At 62.1% G+C, this 17347-nt stretch carries 17 protein-coding genes; 13 read left to right on the forward strand and 4 right to left on the reverse strand.

Translation table 11 applies throughout. The annotated features are described in order from the left end of the window. Nucleotides 1–10 precede the first annotated feature (10 nt). Nucleotides 11–910: a PA4780 family RIO1-like protein kinase gene (locus HU730_RS10035; protein ID WP_014716761.1), complete on the reverse strand. Its 900-nt coding sequence runs from the start codon at nucleotides 908–910 to the stop codon at nucleotides 11–13. A gap of 134 nt (nucleotides 911–1044) precedes the next feature. Further along, entirely contained in the window at nucleotides 1045–2322 is a 1278-nt protein-coding gene (locus HU730_RS10040; RefSeq protein WP_034125895.1) for an acetyl-CoA C-acetyltransferase, read from the reverse strand. A gap of 113 nt (nucleotides 2323–2435) precedes the next feature. Between HU730_RS10040 and HU730_RS10045 the strand changes: the two genes are divergently transcribed. The 5 genes from HU730_RS10045 (at nucleotide 2436) to HU730_RS10060 (ending at nucleotide 8701) form a co-directional block, all read left to right on the forward strand. Next, nucleotides 2436–3788, forward strand: coding sequence for a 3-oxoacyl-ACP reductase (locus HU730_RS10045; protein WP_186527438.1), 1353 nt, complete (start codon nucleotides 2436–2438; stop codon nucleotides 3786–3788). Between the two features lie 2 nt (nucleotides 3789–3790). Continuing rightward, nucleotides 3791–4639, forward strand: a complete 849-nt coding sequence (locus HU730_RS10050) for a MaoC/PaaZ C-terminal domain-containing protein (protein ID WP_060764618.1) — start codon at nucleotides 3791–3793, stop codon at nucleotides 4637–4639. Nucleotides 4640–5063: 424 nt separating this feature from the next. Then, nucleotides 5064–5618 carry a hypothetical protein gene (locus tag HU730_RS26900; protein ID WP_275959750.1) on the forward strand — a complete coding sequence of 185 codons (555 nt, stop codon included), beginning with the start codon at nucleotides 5064–5066 and terminating at the stop codon, nucleotides 5616–5618. Continuing rightward, nucleotides 5573–6832 (forward strand): collagen-like triple helix repeat-containing protein, encoded by a 1260-nt coding sequence (locus HU730_RS26905; RefSeq protein ID WP_081095849.1) that lies wholly within the window; start codon nucleotides 5573–5575, stop codon nucleotides 6830–6832. Before HU730_RS26900 ends, HU730_RS26905 begins: the two co-directional genes overlap by 46 nt. 186 nt (nucleotides 6833–7018) lie before the next feature. After that, nucleotides 7019–8701: a POTRA domain-containing protein gene (locus HU730_RS10060; RefSeq protein ID WP_034125892.1), complete on the forward strand. Its 1683-nt coding sequence runs from the start codon at nucleotides 7019–7021 to the stop codon at nucleotides 8699–8701. A gap of 226 nt (nucleotides 8702–8927) precedes the next feature. Here the strand turns inward: HU730_RS10060 and HU730_RS10065 are convergent, their stop codons facing one another. Continuing rightward, nucleotides 8928–9332, reverse strand: coding sequence for a response regulator (locus HU730_RS10065; protein WP_057977745.1), 405 nt, complete (start codon nucleotides 9330–9332; stop codon nucleotides 8928–8930). 53 nt (nucleotides 9333–9385) lie between these two features. Then, nucleotides 9386–9583: a Flp family type IVb pilin gene (locus tag HU730_RS10070; protein ID WP_034125890.1), complete on the reverse strand. Its 198-nt coding sequence runs from the start codon at nucleotides 9581–9583 to the stop codon at nucleotides 9386–9388. 337 nt (nucleotides 9584–9920) lie between these two features. Here HU730_RS10070 and cpaB point away from each other — a divergent pair, with 337 nt between their 5' ends. Genes cpaB through HU730_RS10110 form a run of 8 tightly spaced genes read left to right on the forward strand, consistent with a single transcriptional unit; the run spans nucleotide 9921 to nucleotide 17347 of the window. Further along, nucleotides 9921–10865: a Flp pilus assembly protein CpaB gene (cpaB, locus tag HU730_RS10075; RefSeq protein WP_106117952.1), complete on the forward strand. Its 945-nt coding sequence runs from the start codon at nucleotides 9921–9923 to the stop codon at nucleotides 10863–10865. Between the two features lie 19 nt (nucleotides 10866–10884). Next, a complete protein-coding gene (locus tag HU730_RS10080) occupies nucleotides 10885–12090 on the forward strand; it encodes a type II and III secretion system protein family protein (protein WP_034125888.1) in 1206 nt (401 codons plus the stop codon). Then, the gene (locus tag HU730_RS10085; RefSeq protein WP_034125887.1) at nucleotides 12087–13280 is read left to right on the forward strand and encodes a pilus assembly protein; all 1194 of its coding nucleotides are present in this window, start codon (nucleotides 12087–12089) and stop codon (nucleotides 13278–13280) included. The genes HU730_RS10080 and HU730_RS10085 overlap by 4 nt, the downstream gene beginning before the upstream one ends. Then, nucleotides 13277–14548, forward strand: a complete 1272-nt coding sequence (locus HU730_RS10090; protein WP_186527436.1) for a CpaF family protein — start codon at nucleotides 13277–13279, stop codon at nucleotides 14546–14548. Before HU730_RS10085 ends, HU730_RS10090 begins: the two co-directional genes overlap by 4 nt. A gap of 9 nt (nucleotides 14549–14557) precedes the next feature. Next, entirely contained in the window at nucleotides 14558–15439 is an 882-nt protein-coding gene (locus HU730_RS10095; protein ID WP_034125885.1) for a type II secretion system F family protein, read from the forward strand. A gap of 1 nt (nucleotide 15440) precedes the next feature. After that, nucleotides 15441–16328 (forward strand): type II secretion system F family protein, encoded by an 888-nt coding sequence (locus HU730_RS10100; protein WP_106117953.1) that lies wholly within the window; start codon nucleotides 15441–15443, stop codon nucleotides 16326–16328. Between the two features lie 10 nt (nucleotides 16329–16338). Further along, nucleotides 16339–17064: a tetratricopeptide repeat protein gene (locus HU730_RS10105; protein ID WP_034125883.1), complete on the forward strand. Its 726-nt coding sequence runs from the start codon at nucleotides 16339–16341 to the stop codon at nucleotides 17062–17064. A gap of 10 nt (nucleotides 17065–17074) precedes the next feature. After that, on the forward strand, nucleotides 17075–17347 hold the full coding sequence (locus tag HU730_RS10110; protein WP_060764614.1) for a DUF3613 domain-containing protein: 273 nt from the start codon (nucleotides 17075–17077) through the stop codon (nucleotides 17345–17347).

Here is a 17347-nt window from a genome sequence, read left to right on the forward strand (position 1 = left end):
TCGCTGTGAGTTACTGCATCCAAGGCGGCGGCGGTGGCTCGTCCGGCACTTTGCTTGGTGGCGCATCATCCGCCGCGCGAATCGCCTGGCGACGCTCTTCATCCAGCCGCGCCGCTTCGATTTCGCGGATCACACCGCCCACATCCGCCAGTTCTTCCGGTTCGTCGAACTCACCGGTCAATACACTGGCCGGGTGCAAGGTGCCGGCTTCATACAGCGCCCACATTTCCTTGGCGTACTTGGTTTTCTTCAACTCCGGGGCAAAACGCCCGAAGTAGGAAGCCATGTTGCCAACGTCGCGCTCCAGCATGCTGAACGCGTGGTTGTTACCCGCCGCATCCACCGCCTGGGGCAGGTCGATGATCACCGGGCCCGTAGGCGTGAGCAGTACGTTGAACTCGGAAAGGTCACCGTGCACCAGGCCGGTGCACAGCATCAGCACGATCTGGGAGATCAGGAAAGCGTGGTATTCGCGCGCCTGGTCCGGCTCCAGCACTACGTCATTCAGACGCGGCGCCGCATCGCCGTATTCGTCGGCCACCAGTTCCATCAACAGCACGCCTTCGAGAAAGTCGAACGGCTGGGGCACACGAACGCCCGCACCGGCCAGGCGAAACAGCGCCGCCACTTCCGCGTTCTGCCAGGCATCTTCGGTTTCTTTCTTGCCGAACTTGGAGCCCTTGGCCATGGCTCGCGCCTGGCGGCTGTTACGGACCTTACGGCCTTCCTGGTATTCGGATGCCTGACGAAAACTTCGTTTATTCGCCTCCTTGTAAACCTTGGCGCAACGCAATTCATTGCCGCAGCGCACCACATAAACAGCTGCTTCTTTACCACTCATCAGAGGGCGCAGCACTTCGTCGACCAGACCGTCTTCGATCAGGGGTTCAATGCGTTTAGGAGTCTTCATCAGCTTTTATTGTGGGTCCTGTATTACCAAACACGCGTGTGGAACTCGTTATACGGCAATCGGCTCGCCGGGGGGAGAGGCTACTGACCTCTGACCCCTTGAGAATGCATTCAATGGGCCAATTTTGTCGGCAATCAGCGTTCGATAATCGCCGTCACGCCTTGGCCACCGGCTGCACAGATGGAAATCAACCCACGGCCCTTGCCCGCTGCATCCAATAATTTAGCCAAGCTGGCGACGATACGCCCACCGGTGGCGGCAAACGGATGGCCCGCCGCCAGGGAACTGCCCTTTACGTTGAGGCGGCTGCGGTCGATCGACCCCAGCGGCGCGTCCAGGCCCAGGCGGGTCTTGCAATAGTCGGCGTCTTCCCAGGCCTTGAGCGTGCACAGCACTTGGGCGGCGAAAGCTTCGTGGATCTCGTAATAATCAAAGTCCTGCAACGTCAGGCCGTTGCGCGCCAGCAAACGCGGTACCGCATACACCGGCGCCATCAGCAGGCCCTCGGCGCCTTGGACGAAATCCACCGCCGCCGCTTCGCCATCGCGCAAGTAAGCCAGGATCGGCAAGCCGCGCTCCTTGGCCCATGCCTCACTGCCCAGCAATACCAGGGAGGCACCATCGGTCAGCGGTGTGGAGTTACCGGCGGTGAGCGTGCCCTTTTCGCTGCGCTCGAAGGCCGGCTTGAGGCTGGCGAGTTTTTCCAGGGTCAGGTCGGGGCGCAGGTTGTTGTCGCGGGTGAGGCCGAGAAAGGGCGTGAGCAAATCGTTGTGCCAGCCTTCGGCGTAGGCCGCCGCCATCTTCTGGTGGCTCTCCAGCGCAAGCTGGTCCTGCTCGGCACGAGGGATCTGCCAGGTCTGGGCCATCAGTTCGCAGTGCTGGCCCATGGACAGACCGGTACGCGGTTCGCCGTTGCGCGGCAGTTCCGGCTTGAGGTGATGAGGACGAAGTTGTAACAGGAGTTTTAATTTATCTGCCAGGGATTTGCTGCGGTTGGCTTGCAGCAGGATCTTGCGCAGCCCTTCATTCACACCAATCGGTGCATCCGAGGTGGTGTCCACCCCGCCGGCAATGCCGCATTCGATCTGGCCCAGGGCAATTTTATTGGCCACCAGCAGCGCCGCCTCAAGCCCCGTGCCGCAAGCTTGCTGAATGTCGTACGCAGGGGTTTGCGGTGACAGGCGCGAACCGAGCACGCATTCACGCGTCAGGTTGAAATCACGGGAATGCTTGAGCACCGCGCCGGCGGCCACTTCGCCCATGCGCAGGCCGTGCAGGTTGTAGCGCTCGATCAGGCCCTCCAGCGCGGCAGTCAGCATCGCCTGGTTGCTCGCCGTGGCGTAGGGGCCATTGGATCGGGCGAAAGGAATGCGATTACCGCCAATGATCGCTACACGGCGCAATTGAGTCATGGAAAGCTCCCTCGTGGTGGTGGGTGGAATCATCAAGCCTAGCCTAGGCTCAATCGAACGACTGCCACCCCAGGGTGGTCAACCTTTGAACCCCAGCCTTCGGAGAGCGTTCCATGTCTGACCGTTATATCGACTTCGCCAACTCAAGCCTCGGCCATCGCCTGGTCGCCGCCATTGGCCTGCCGTCACCGGTACGCCTGGAACGCTGGCAAGCCGGGCGCCTGCGCCCGGTCGAAGGTGCGCTGCTGCTGGGCGGTGGCGCATTGGCTACCCAGGTGCTGGCATTTGCCAACCGACTCACCGACGCCGTCTACAGCTACGGCGCCGAAGCCTCGACAGCGCCCGCGTGGATTCCAGGACACGGCCCCAAGCTCAAGGCGGTGGTGTTCGATGCCAGCGGTTTGCAGCACACCGACCAGCTCAAGCAGCTGCGCGAATTCTTCCAACCACTGCTTAAAAACCTCGACCACAGTGCCCACTTGGTGATCCTTGGCCGGGCGCCGGAAAGCCTCAGCGATCCGTTCGCCGCCAGCGCCCAGCGCGCTCTGGAAGGGTTCAGCCGCTCTTTGGCCAAGGAGTTGCGCAGCGGTGGCGTGCTGCAATTGCTGTACGTGGGCGACGGTGCCGAAGACCAGTTGGAAGGCGCGCTGCGGTTTTTCCTCTCGCCCAAAAGCGCTTATATATCGGGCCAGGTGATTCGCCTGTCAGCTTGCGACACACCGGTGCAAGACTGGACGCGCCCCTTGGCCGGGCGCAAGGCGTTGGTGACCGGCGCCGCTCGAGGCATCGGTGCCTCCATCGCCGAAACCCTGGCCCGCGACGGCGCCGAGGTCATTCTGCTCGATGTGCCCCAGGCCAAGGCCGACCTTGAAGCCCTGGCCGCACGCCTGAATGCACGCACGGTGGCCCTGGATATCTGCGCCGAAGATGCCGCACGCCAACTGATCGAGCACCTGCCAGACGGGCTCGACATCCTGGTGCACAACGCTGGCATCACCCGCGACAAAACCCTGGCCAACATGACCCCGGAATACTGGGACGCAGTGCTGGCGGTCAACCTCAAGGCTCCGCAAGTGCTGACCAAGGCCCTGCTCGACAGCGGCACCCTGCAGGACAATGCACGGGTGGTGTTGCTGGCTTCCATCAGTGGCATCGCCGGCAATCGTGGGCAAACCAACTATGCCACAAGCAAGGCCGGGTTGATCGGCCTGGCTCAAGCCTGGGCGCCGCTGTTGAAGGAGCGTGGGATCAGCATCAACGCCGTCGCGCCAGGGTTTATCGAAACCCAGATGACCGCGCATATTCCCTTCGCCCTGCGCGAGGCCGGGCGCCGCATGAGTTCCCTGGGCCAAGGTGGCTTGCCCCAGGACGTGGCCGAAGCCGTCGCCTGGCTGAGCCAGCCGGGTTCCGGTGCGGTCAGCGGCCAAGCGCTGCGGGTGTGCGGGCAAAGTCTTCTGGGAGCGTAAGCATGCAATGGCAAACGTTGGACAGCACCCCACCTCTACTGCCGCTGTATTGGCGTGCGGCGCTCAAGCGCAAGATCACCGGCAGCTCACTGCCCGAGCGTGGGTTGCGCTGCAGGATGAATGTCAACCCCAGCGCCGTTGCCGCGTACCGCAAGGTGTGCGGTTTTGCTGACAGCCCGATGCTGCCGGCGACTTATCCGCATATCCTCGCGTTCGGCCTGCAACTGCAACTGCTGACGGACAAGACTTTTCCATTTCCGCTGCTGGGGTTGATCCACCTGCGCAATCGCATCCGGATTCATCGGCCTTTAGGTGGAGTCGGTGACGTGAGTGTCGGTGTCTACGCACGCAATCTCAGCACCCATCCCAAGGGGGCCACCTTTGACATCGTGACGGTTGTCGAGGATGCCCTTGGGCTCTTGTGGGAGGGCGAAAGCCAAATGCTATGTCGGGGCGTAAAGGTTGAAGGCGAAGCTGCGGACAGCGGATCGCAGACTCCAGGAACGCTCACCGAACTGACGCGCTGGAAAGCCCCCCCTGATATTGGCCGACGCTACGCCCGAGTGTCTGGCGACTACAACCCCATCCACCTCAGTACCCCGACCGCGAAGTTGTTCGGTTTTCCCCAGGCTATCGCCCACGGGTTATGGAACAAGGCGCGCACTCTCGCGGCGCTGGCAGAACACTTACCGGCCGCCAATATTGAAATCGACGTCGCGTTCATGAAGCCGGTGCGCCTGCCCAGTGAAGTGATATTGATGAGCAGCGCGGCCGGTTCCAGCGGGGCGTTGGAACTCAAAGGCGCTGGGGATATACAACATATGCTGGGGCAGTGGCAGCCGACTGCCTGAAAACCCTGATTAATTGTATATATACACCCTAAGTTATAGCGGACCTTACGAGGTCCGTCTTTATTTACAACACTTTGATTTTACTAATATAAAAATCCTGAAACACCCTTCCATTACACCTTTGGTATTAGTCATTAAGCCGACGATGGCCGGATGTATATAAATCGTTAATACCAAGTTGAGCGTTGCGTGAAAGAGTGCCCTCGCCTGAGATAGCCACACGGACAAACCTATCGTTATCCGAAGAAGTAACGAAGGTTTGAAACAACCAAGGTTGTACCAGGTGCAAGGAACTCAATCATGAAAACTCAAGTCGTGTTTTGGAAAGCAAGTACCGCGCTGGCCCTGATTCTGGCAATGAGCCTGGGCGGCTGCAGCAGCGGTGGTGGCGGGCATAAATCCAGCGTGGCGGCGTCATCGCCGGATGCTGGTGCAGGTGCCGGAGGCGGTACTGGTGGCGGTGATGGCGGTACAGGCGGTGGTACCGGTGGTGGCACAGGCGGCGGTGACGGCGGTACTGGTGGTGGAACCGGTGGTGGCACAGGCGGCGGTGACGGCGGTACTGGTGGCGGAACCGGCGGTGGCACGGGCGGTGGTACTGGCGGCGGCACCGGCGGCGGCACCGGCGGCGGCACCGGCGGCGGTACTGGCGGCGGCACCGGCGGCGGCACCGGCGGCGGCACTGGCGGTGGTACTGGCGGCGGTACTGGCGGCGGCACCGGCGGCGGCACCGGCGGCGGCACTGGCGGTGGTACTGGCGGCGGTACTGGCGGCGGCACCGGCGGCGGCACCGGCGGCGGCACCGGCGGCGGTACTGGCGGCGGTACTGGCGGCGGTACTGGCGGTGGAACTGGCGGCGGAACAGGTGGCGGAACAGGTTCGACAACCACCCCACTGGTCACCGGCCAGATTGCCGGCACCCTTGGCACCACTGTGGGCAATGTCGGTACAGCGGTCGGTAACCTGGGTTCGACGTTGAATGGCGTACCCATCGTCGGCGCAACCGCTGGCGGCCTGGTCACCTCGGCAGGCACCGCCGTTAACAGCATCGGCACTGGCGTAACCGCCGGCTTGGGCTCACTGGGCACCAACACCAACTCCTTGGGCACCACGGTGGCAGGCGTAGGTAATGGCGTGGCCGACCTGGGCGGCGGCCTCTCGACCACCGGCCAAACACTGTCAACCACTCTCGGCGGAATACCTGTGGTCGGCGGCGCGACAGGCGGAGTGGGCACTGCGGTAGGTGGCGTCGTGGATAAAGTCGGCACCACCGTCACCATGCTCGGCGATACCCTCAGTACGGCCAGCACCACCGGCCCGCTGGGTTCGTTGACCAACACCTTGGGCAGCAAAGTCGTGGTGCCTGTGGTGTCGCTGGTGGAAAACACCACCGGCAACCTGGGTAACGCAACCGGCCTGGGCACTCCACTCAATGGCGTACTGGATAAAGTCGGTTCGGCTGTCACTGGCCTGGGTACTCAAGTCGCCAGCACGGGCGGCACGGGCAACCCGGTCACCGGCGTTGTCGGCACTGTACTCACTGGCGTCGGTGGCACACTGGATAAATCAGGTGGTTATGTCGCCCCAACCGGTGGCACCTCGGCTCCCGGCATTCCGGAACTGGTGGGTGGCCTGGTGGCTAACGTGGGTACCGGCCTGAACGTGGGCAATACCAACGGCACAGTCAGTGCAGCGGGTGTGACCGGTGGTGCAGTCGGCGGCACCGTTGCGTCGCTGGGCACTGCGCTGGGTGGCACAGGTGTAGCAAACACCGCAGCTACCGCACCGGTCGCCACCGTAGCGGCCAATGTCGGCGCAGCGCTCAACCCTGTGACCAGCGGCGTCACCAACCTGACCCAAACCATCGGCACCACTACCGGGGTGGGTGCTCCGGTCAATGGTCTGGTGACTCAAGTCGGCGGCGCTGTGAGCAGCGTGGGCACTAACTTGACGGCAGCCAATGCCAACCCGATCACCAACGCGGTAGGCACCACCGTCACAGCGGTCGGCGGCACCGTCGCCTCGGTGGGTGGCCTGGTAACCGGCGGCGCGACTGGCGGCACCAGCGGTGGTTTGCTCGGCGGCCTGAATATCGGCACCACCGCCACAGCAACCGGCACTGCCACCACCACGGGCGGCACTACGGCCACAGGCGGTCTGGGCGGTTTGTTGAATGGCCTGACCGGCAAATAGAAATGCACCTGGCCGATTAGACGGCCTCCCCTACAGCGCCTACGCTTGGTTGAGACGAGAGACCTTTAATAAGTCTCTCGTCTTTTTTATGGGCAGCGACACCTGTGATCAGTCGCCGCCCTCCCGAACCGAGTCCCAGAACCCGGCGGGCCCGAAGCGCTGCTGCAGTTGACCATGGAGTGTCCTATGCGCGTGTTGACCCCGTTGTTATTGCTCACCCTCAGTGCTTACGCCCAGGCCGAGACCCTTCCCAGCTTTCTCAACAGCAACGACACTGTCCGCACCCTGCCGGTACCCAACCTGCCCGCGGACGCCTACCGACCACCCACGTCGAAAACCCAAGTACCCGAGGCGCCGCCGACTGCAGGCCAGCCGCTGTTGATGGACACCAAGGTCACTATTCGAAAGTTGCAGATCGAAGGCGGAACGGTCTACCCGCTCGCCGAGACGGCGCAGGTGTATGCGCCGTTGATTGGACGTGAAACCAACCTTGCGCAACTGATTGAAGCGACCCGTGGCATCACCCGCCGTTATCAGGAGGATGGCTACCTGCTGTCCTACGCCTTCCTGCCGCAACAGAACTTCGAAAATGGCCTGGTCCGCGTGGTACTGGTGGAAGGCTACATCAAGGACTATCAACAAACCGGCGACATTGGTTCGGTGTCGGCCTACGTCGATAAACTCGCGCAAAAGCTCCTGGCCGAACGCCCACTGACTCGCAAGACCTTCGAGCGCTATACCACGCTGATGAGCCGCATCCCCGGCCTCAGCGTACAAGCGCAAGTACCGCCGCCAGGCACCACCGATGGCGCCACGCACATGCAGATCCAGGCCAGCCGCAAACCTTTCACCACCAGCATGAGCCTGGTGCAGAAAAGCCGTGGCGGCACGCAAGCGTTGCTGAGCGCCACCAGCAATTCCCAGACGTCCATGGGCGAGCAGCTCAGCGTCAGCGGCCTGTTCCCACCCGGCGAGGACAAAGAGCATTACTACCGCGTGGACTACAACCAATTCATCAATGCCGAAGGCACCCAACTGGCGCTCGCCGCCGAGCGCTATCGCGCCGACCCCAGCAGCAGCGTGCAACTGGACGGTGGTTTCGAACTCAAGCCGCACCAGTCCATCGACCGCTACTCCATCGGCCTGAGCCACCCGTTCATTGCCTCCCCGACCGAGTCCTTCACCCTGGGCACACGCCTGTACGCGGTCGACCAGACTACGCGCTATAAACTGGTGGGTTACCCGCTGCGTTTCGACATCGAATCCAACCTGCGCGCCCTGGCCTTCGAAGGTGATTGGCGCAAAGCCGACGCGCGACGCCTACGCATCATCAGCGGTGGCCTGTACCAGGGCATCGATGGTCTGGGCGCCAAGGCCCGCAGTGACCTGGACGTGGCTAAACCCGACCTGGACTTCTTCCGCCTGCGCCTCTCCGGCGTGCAAAGCGACAAGTTCTTCGACAACTGGCAAGGCGTACTTTCCGGCGCGCTGTACTGGAGCAACAACACCCTGCCCGACAGCGAACGCGCCACCTTCGGGGGGCAAAATTTCGGCCGCGGCTACCCGGACGACCAAGGCTCGGGCGATAAGGGCTGGGGGGTGGCGTACGAGGTCAACTACAGCTTCAACCGCGCCGGCAACTGGGTGAAAATCCTGCAACCCTACGTAGTGGTCGATCGCGCCAAATCCTGGTTCAACGACCTGCCGGTCAAGGCCAACGACATGTCGTCGGCGGCGGTAGGTTTACGCTTTGGCGACAACAAGTACTACAACATCGCGCTGGAAGCGGCCAAGCCAATGTCGGATATCGCCCTGGACAGCTTCAATCGCAGGCCTCGGTATACGCTGAGCTTCAGTTATCAGCTGTGACGAGGGCACCTGTAATCAATGTGGGAGCTGGCTTGCCTGCGATGGCGCTCTTCGGGTCGACCATTTAATTGGGTTGGAATGAGTACATATCTCGGTCTGCCATACCGCCTTCGCGAGCAAGCCCGCTCCCACAGTTGGGTTTCGGAGTGTCAGGCAGTTAGTCGTTGACTGTTCGGCCATCATCGCAGGCAAGCCAGCTCCCACATTTTTTAATGGCGCGCGAACATTACCGGTCAGGTTTAGTGAGGGGAAACAGGCTGTTGAGGGTATCGAGCAAGCGCACCAGGTAGATCGGCTTGCGAAACAAGTCCAGCACCTGCAAGCGCAGCATATCGCTGACATCGTCCATTTCTGCATGACCAGACATCACGATCACAGGCAAATGCGAGCGTGAGGTATGTTCGCGCAGGCGTTTGATCAAGGAGATACCACTTTCCTCGGGCATGCGCAGATCGGTGATGACCAGGGCGATATCAGGGTGAAGTGTCAATTCTTGCAAGGCGAAGGTGACGGAGGTCGCGGTGAAACAGACGAACCCCTCGTTTTCGAGGGATTCGGCCAACTCCACCAGCGCATCCTCCTCGTCGTCCACCAATAGGATTTGTTGGCGGGATGACGAAGGGTGGGTCATGGGCGGTACCTGATAAAAAGAATCACCGGAACGAAAGAATACCGCAATGACGGCTAAGTCGCCGCTGGCAGCGCATCGGACACTTGCTCGAAGATGCCTTTTATCTTATCGCCAAGCCCAGTACCAATACCGACGATCACCAACGCAACTATCGCGACGATAATCACATATTCAATAGCCGACGCCCCATCTCTGCGGCGCAGGAATAACTGAGCGTGAACATAAAACTTCAAGAACAGGTCAAGGATCATGTTGAGATCTCCTTCATGCGCCACAAAGCGCCGATACAGCTGGCCCGCACAATGATTGCCGTGTGCCACTAGAGCATTGTCAACAAATTTAACACTCACAACTGTAAGAATGAATTAATCATAAAGTATTAGTGGCTTCATGCGCCCTGCAAGTCCGTTGTTTAAAGGCCCGATGCTAAAAACATCGATAAATTTTTCGTTCGGTAATGGCATTTCGTCCTAGCTGAGCTACCTTCAAATAGCCAAATCGTTAGTTGTTCATCACAGCCCAGTTGCGAATTTAACTCGTTTGGATTAACGGGAATAAAAGTAGTGCAACAGGATAGGGAGCGCCGTCATGAACAGTCGCATCAGCATGGTCCTGGCTGGCTTGCTGCTTATCGGAGCCCTGGTGGCAGGGTATTGGGGCCTGGTGCTCAGCCGTCCACCGGCACCTGCCGTAGCACCCTCGCCACAACCTGTCATTTCCGTGGAAAAAACCGTTGCGGTCGTGGAAGACCAGACCCGCCAGCCCGTCGTGGTACTGGTGCACGCGGTTGCGCCTTTTGTGCCCCTCACCGCTGCCGATGTAGCCGTGGAAAAACTGCGCACCGTGCCGGCAGGCAGCCTGACCAGCGTTGACCAGGCCATCGGTCGTACGCCTTTGCGGGCCCTGGGTGCCGGCACTTGGCTCAATGATGAAAGCTTCACCGCCGGCGGCCCCCTGGCCCGCATGATTCGTGCGGATGAACGCGCGCTCGCCGTCGCCGTCGACGAGGTCATCGGTGCCGGTGGCCAGTTGAGCCCCGGCGACTACGTGGATGTCTTGTTGTTCTTGCGCCAGGACAATGCCAATGCCGAGCAATCGGCGCAGGTGGTCATCCCGGCGATTCGCCTGCTCAGCGTCGGCGACCAACTGGGTTTGGCCAACGACGGCACCCCGGCAGTACCGCCACCCGCCACCGCCGAAGAACGCGCCCAGGCGGCTCAACGTCGCACCGCCGCGCGCAGTGTGGTGCTGGCGGTGCCCGAACAATTGCTGAGTCGGCTGATGCTCGCTTCCCAAGCCGGCACGCTGCGCCTGGCCGTGCGCAGTGCCGACGAACAATTGCTCAGCCGCTACTGGGCCGGTGAAAGCGACACCCCGGACAAGGTGCAAAGCGCCAACCGCGACCTCTACCAATTCACCCAATTGGCCCTCAGCGGCCCGCCGAAAAAAATCACCCCCGCGGTGGCCGTCACCGGCCAGCGTCAGGGTATCGAAGTGATTCGCGGCGCGGCGGCAGCACAACCTACCCCCTGATTGAACAAGGATGCCTTGAATGAGCCAACGCTACGCTCAATTGGCCTTGGCCTTGATGCTGCCGTGCCTGCCCCTGGGCATGGCGATGGGCGCATCGGGCAGCTGCAACGCCCTGGGCCAATTGCCCGCCGTGATCGAGGTAGGCGAAGGCTTGCAGACCGAGCTGCAGTCGCCGGTAGCGATTACGCGCCTGGCTATCGGCGACCCGAAAATTGCCGATGTGCGGGTCAACGGCGACCGCCATTTCCTGCTCACTGGCGTCGGCAGCGGCGCTACCAGCCTGATGGTGTGGACCGGCTGCTCGACCACGCCGCGCCAGAGCATGGTGTTCGTCAAGGGCAAGGCTACTTCGGCGCTGACCAGCCAATCGCTGTCGCCCTCCGAAGACCCGACGCTGCCCAGCCAGGTGCAGACCGATATTCGTTTTGTCGAGGTCAGCCGCACCAAGCTCAAGGAAGCCAGCACCAAAATCCTGGGCATGGGTAAAAACTTCTTCCTCGGCAGCCCCGACTTGCTGTCCCCGTCAGAGGGCATTTTCAAATTGCCGGTGAGTGCCGACAACTTCAACATCGGGTTTGGCGGTGGCCGGGTCAAGGCACTGATCAACGCCCTGGAAAGCAGCGGTTTCGCCTATACCCTGGCGCGCCCGAGCCTGGTGGCCATGAGCGGCCAGAGCGCGACCTTCCTGGCCGGCGGCGAAGTGCCGATTCCGGTGCCCAGTGCCGGCAGCGATACCATCACCATCGAATACAAGGAGTTCGGTATTCGCCTGACCCTCACGCCCACGGTCATCGACCACAACCGCATCGCCCTGAAAGTCGCCCCGGAAGTCAGCGAGCTGGATTACAGCAACGCGATCCGAATCCAGAATATCCAGGTGCCGGCCCTGACCGTCCGGCGCACCGACACCAGCGTGTCACTGGCCGACGGTGAAAGCTTTGTGATCAGCGGCCTGATCAGCAGCACCAACCGCTCCACCATCGCCAAGCTCCCGGGCCTGGGCGATATCCCGATCCTTGGTGCGTTTTTCCGCGACTCCAATATCCAGAGCGAAGAGAAAGAACTGCTGATGATTGTCACGCCGCATCTGGTCCAGCCACTGGCTGCCAATGCGCAGTTGCCGTCGCTGCCCGGCGAAAAACTGCGCACCTATGACCCGAACTGGTTCCGCCTGTTCTTCCTGGAAAACGGCAACTTCGACCGTCGCAGTGGACTTTCCCAATGAGCGATAGCCTGAGCCAGACCTTCCTGGCAATCACCCGTAACAGCACCGACCTGGAATGGCTCCAAGGTGCCCTGGCCCCTCTTGGCCAAGTGATCAACGTGGGCGGCGGCAGCCTGGATGAATTGCTGGCACTGGTGGACGTGACCTTCGCCAACCTGGTGTTCGTGGGCCTGGATCGCGAGCACCTGGTAGCCCAGAGCGCCTTGATCGAAGGCGCCCTGGAAGCCAAGCCGATGTTGGCGGTGGTGGCCTTGGGCGACGGCATGGACAACCAGTTGGTACTCAACGCCATGCGTGCCGGTGCGCGGGATTTTGTCGCCTATGGTTCACGCTCCAGCGAAGTGGCCGGGCTGGTGCGGCGCCTGAGCAAGCGCTTGCCGCCCAGCGCGCCGAACGCCCATCTTGGCGGCCTCACCGTGCTCTACGGTGCCCAGGGCAATACCGATGGCGCCCTGCTGGCGAGCCACCTGGCGATGGTGGTGCAAAAGAGCGGCCAGCAGACGCTGATGCTCGACCTCGGCCTGCCCAGGGGCGACAGCCTGGCACTGCTGGGCCTGGACAGCACCTTCAATTTCGGCGACGCCTTGCGCCACCTGCGACGCCTGGACGCCACCCTGATCAACAGCGCGTTCACCAGCACCGACGACGGCCTGCGGATCCTTGCCTACGCCGCCAGCGATGACCCGTTGGAAATGACCAGCGCCGCCGAGCTGTACATGCTGCTCAGCGCCTTGCGTCAGCACTTCCAGCACATCGTGGTCAACCTCACCGGGCAAGCGGACAGCGAAGCCCTGCGCACCTTTGTCAGCCACTGCGACAAGCTGTTGTGGTGCACCGACCAGTGCGTACTCGACTGTCGGCGTAACCTGGCGATGCTGAACCTGTGGCGCGAAAAAGGCATGAAGCTCGACCATGCCAAGCTGCTCGTCGATCGCTACGTCAAAGGCTGCGCCCCCGGCACCGAAGCCCTGGAAAAAAGCTTCGGCCTGGAGTGCATCGCCGTGCTGCCCCTGAGCCCCGAAGTGCGCCTGAACGCCAAGAACCAGGGGCAAAGCCTGTTCACCCTGGCCCCACGCGAAGCGTTGACCCAAGCCCTGCGCCACCTGGGCGAGCGCCTGGCCAAACGCACCGAAGGCCTGGATAAACCTTCGACGCGCTGGTTCGAACGCCTTCTGGGAGCGAGTCGATGAACGGCGAAAAACTCTTCGGCGCTCCGGCCCGTGGAAGTACCGCGCACAACGACCACGACGGCCTGAAACTGGTGCTGCATCGCTACATCATCGATGCCATCGAAGAGTCGGGCCAGAACCTGCTGGAAGGCTCGCGCCAATCCCTGGCGCAATTTGTCATCGACAAAGTGGCCGAATACATCACGCGCATGCACCTGGCGATTTCGCGCTATGAGATGGAGCGCTTGGCCGAGGAAATCGTCGATGAGCTGACCGGCTTCGGCCCGCTGGAAGTACTGCTGCGCGATGTGTCGATCACCGAGATCCTGGTCAACGGCCCGCACAGGGTGTTTATCGAGCGTGACGGAGTACTCCACCAGAGCGACCTGCGCTTTATCGACGCGCACCATGTAGAACGCGTGATGCAGCGCATTCTCGCGCCCCTTGGAAGGCGCCTGGATGAGTCGTCGCCGATGGTCGATGCGCGCTTGCCGGATGGCAGCCGGGTCAATGCGATCATCCCGCCGATTGCCCTGGACGGCCCGTGCCTGTCGATCCGTAAATTTCGCAAGGACATGCTCAAGAGCAGCGACCTGGTGGCGATGCAAACCATCGACCACAACATCTTCGAGTTCTTCCAGGAGGCGGTGGGCAAGCGCTGCAATATCCTCATCAGTGGCGGCACCGGCACCGGCAAGACCACGCTGCTCAATATCCTCAGCCAATTGATCAACCCCCACGAACGCCTGGTCACCATCGAAGACGTCGCTGAGCTGCAACTGGGCCACCCCCACGTGGTGCGCCTGGAAACCCGCCCGCCCAATGCCGAGGGGCATGGCGAGGTCAAGGCCAGCGACCTGATTCGCAACGCCCTGCGGATGCGCCCGGACCGCATCATCCTTGGCGAGATCCGTGGCGTCGAAGTGCTCGACGTGATGACGGCCATGAACACCGGCCATGACGGTTCCATGAGCACCGTGCACGCCAACAATGCCCAGGACGCGTTGCTGCGCCTGGAAACCCTGGTGGGCCTGACCGGCCGGATGGTGGCGGAGAAAACCCTGCGGCAGATGATCTGTGCCGCACTGGATGTGGTGGTGCAACTGACGCGCCTGCCCGATGGGCGCCGTTGCGTCAGCGAGGTGGTGGAAGTGGTGGGGGTGCGCGACGACGTGTATGTCACCAACACCCTGTTCCGCCTCGACCGCCGTACCGGTTTCGGCTTTCTGCGCGAAGCGCTCAACCCGGCCGGCGACAAGCTGCGGCGCGAATCGGCATTGCCGTTGTAGAGAGGGCTCATGACCGGACTTGTCTTGCTGCTCATTTGCATCCTGCTGATCAGCCTGTCCGTCTGGCTGTTCCAGCGAGGGTTGCGCCAGGCCGGCACCGACCGGGTGCTGGAGCGGCTCAGCGACGGCCAGCCGGTGCCCCAGGAGCCGAACGGCAGCTGGGTCGCGCTGGAGCGCATGTTCCAGCGCGCCGGCCTGGGCAAGCCCACCGACCGCCTGGGTTTGTGGCTGAGCGGCTGGGCGCTGGGCATGTTGCTGGGCTATCTGCTGGCCGGCGGGCTGGGACTGTTGGCCATGCTGATCCTGCCGCCGCTGCTGCTGCGGGTGTATATCGCCTGGCGCTACCAACGGCGAGTGCAGCGCATGGTCGAACAATTACCGCAACTGCTGGACCACAGCGTGCGCAGCCTCAAGTCTGGGCGCACCCTGGCGGACGCTGTGCTGGGCGCGATCGACAGCACCGAAGCGCCGCTCAAGCAGGCCATGAGCCGCATCCAGCGCAACGTGCAAATGGGCGTGAGCCTGCCGGAGTCGGTCAGCGACTTTGCCGAGTTTTACGAGCGCGATGAATTCCGCCTGTTTGCTCTTGGCCTGAAGGTCAACCACCGCTACGGCGGCAACGCCAGCGAGCTGCTGGAAAACCTGATCAAGATGATCCGCGAGCGCGAACAGGGTGCGCGCCAACTCAAGGCCATGACTGGCGAAACACGCATGACCGCCTATGTGCTGGCGGGTTTGCCTATCGTCATGGTCGGCTACTTCCTGATGGTCAACCCGGGCTACCTGATGAGCATGTGGAATGACGGAACCGGGCGCCACCTGCTGCTGGCCGCGGTGGCGCTCGACATCACGGGCACCTTCGTCATGTGGCGCATGTTGCGGAGTATTTGAGATGGCCATCCTGATTTGCATCCTGTTGTCGCTCGCCGCCGTCGCCTTGATCGTCGGCAACCTGCTAGAGCAAAGGCGCCGACAACGCCTGGTCAGCCAACGCCTGCAAGGCCAACTGACCCGCGAGGACAAACTCGGCAGCCTGATGCGCCAGTTGGGCGCCAGCGCCGTGGCCCAGCGCTCGGTCAGCCTGGACAACGAAACCCAGACCCTGCTCAACCGAGTCGGTTGGCGTAAAGCCAACCAGCGCTCCATGTTTGCCGCTTTCCAGATCGGCGTGCCCATCGTGTTGCTGGGCTTGACCCTGCTCGGCCAACAGCTGCTGTTTCCCCATGCCGGCTCACCCTGGATTGCCCCGGCGATTGCCCTAGGCATCGGTTACTTGCTGCCCAAACGCATCCTCGCCCTCAGTGCGAAATACCGCCAGGAGCGTATCGCTCGGGAAATCTCCACCTTCATTCCGTTACTGCGCATCCTGTTCGAATCCGGCATGGCAGTTGAGCAATCGCTGCGGGTGTTGGGCACCGAAGCCCAGCGCTTGCTGCCAGACCTGACCCATGAACTGCGCCTGATCCTGGCAAGGGTCGACTCGGGCCTGGAACTGTCCGAAGAGCTGGGCAAGACCGCACGCCTGTTGGCCGTGGATGAGTTCACCGACACCTGCATCATCCTTCAGCAGTTGATCCACCAGGGCGGCGGCGCGATGAAATCCTTGCTGGCCCTCAAGCAGTTGCTTGACGACCGCCGCCTGACCCGCCTGCAGGAATACATCTCGAAGATGTCCGCGAAGATGTCCGTGGTGATGATGGTGTTCCTGTTTCCCGCCTTGCTGATCGTGCTGGGGGGGCCGGCCATGATCGCCATCTCCCGAGCCTTGAATAACTTTTGAGGAGCCTGCCATGAAACCACTGATCGTCGCCTTGAGCCTGCTGATGCTGGGCGGCTGTGCCAGCAACGGCCAGGTTCCGTGGGCCGGGTTGCTGGCGCCGGGCAGTTGCCCCAAGCCCAGCTCGGACCAGGAGCTGTCGCTGAACCTGGCCGATGACATGGCCAACGAAGGCAAGCTGCACGCCAGCCTTGCCAACCTGCAGAACCTGCCCAGCGCCCTGCCCCAGGTTCGTCAGCGCCAGGCCCGTGCCTATCGCTTGCTAGGCCGTCCCGACGCCGAGCCGTTGTACCGCAGCCTGCTGGGCACCTGCCTGGCCGCCGACGGTGAGCACGGCTTGGGGCAACTGGCGTCGGCCAAGGGCGACAACGGCCAGGCCATGGCTCACCTGCAACGCGCAGCACGGCTGGCGCCCACCGACGAAAAAATCCGCAACGACCTCGGCGTGGTGTACCTCGATCAACGGCGCCTTGAAGACGCGCGCTTTGAATTCATGACCGCCATCGAACTCAAGCAGAGCGATCAATTGGCGGCGGTCAACCTGGTGACCTTGCTGATCTATCAGGACAACTGGGAGCAAGCCGCGAAAGTGGTCGGCCAACTCGGGTTGAGCCCTGATCAGGTGACCCGAGCCCAGGCACGGGCGCAACACCTCAAGGACGCTGGCACGGCACCGCAGCGTCCAGTCAAAGATCAGGTAGCGGCGGTCAGCGATACGCTGCCGGCCTCTGTAAAATAAGGAGTCGATGATGAAATTCCAATACTTCGCCGGCCTTGCATGCCTGGCCCTGCCCCTCCTCGCTTCGGCCATCGAAGCGGGGCCGTCTTCACCCCGGCAGGCCGAAACGGAAAACTGGATGGCACTGCAACTGAGCGGGCGCGCAGCCTCGGCCAACCCCCAGAAAACCACGCCGGCAGAACGCGAACAGGCGCTCAAGCGCTGGCTGGACAGCAACAAGCACCCGATTCCGGAGTTCTTTGATCAGAAAATAGGCGGCACTGCGCAAAGTGGAAGCAAGTAA

Origin of the sequence: Pseudomonas sp. SWRI22, from assembly GCF_014268395.2 — a bacterium.
In the GTDB taxonomy this organism is placed as follows: Bacteria; Pseudomonadota; Gammaproteobacteria; order Pseudomonadales; family Pseudomonadaceae; genus Aquipseudomonas; species Aquipseudomonas paracarnis.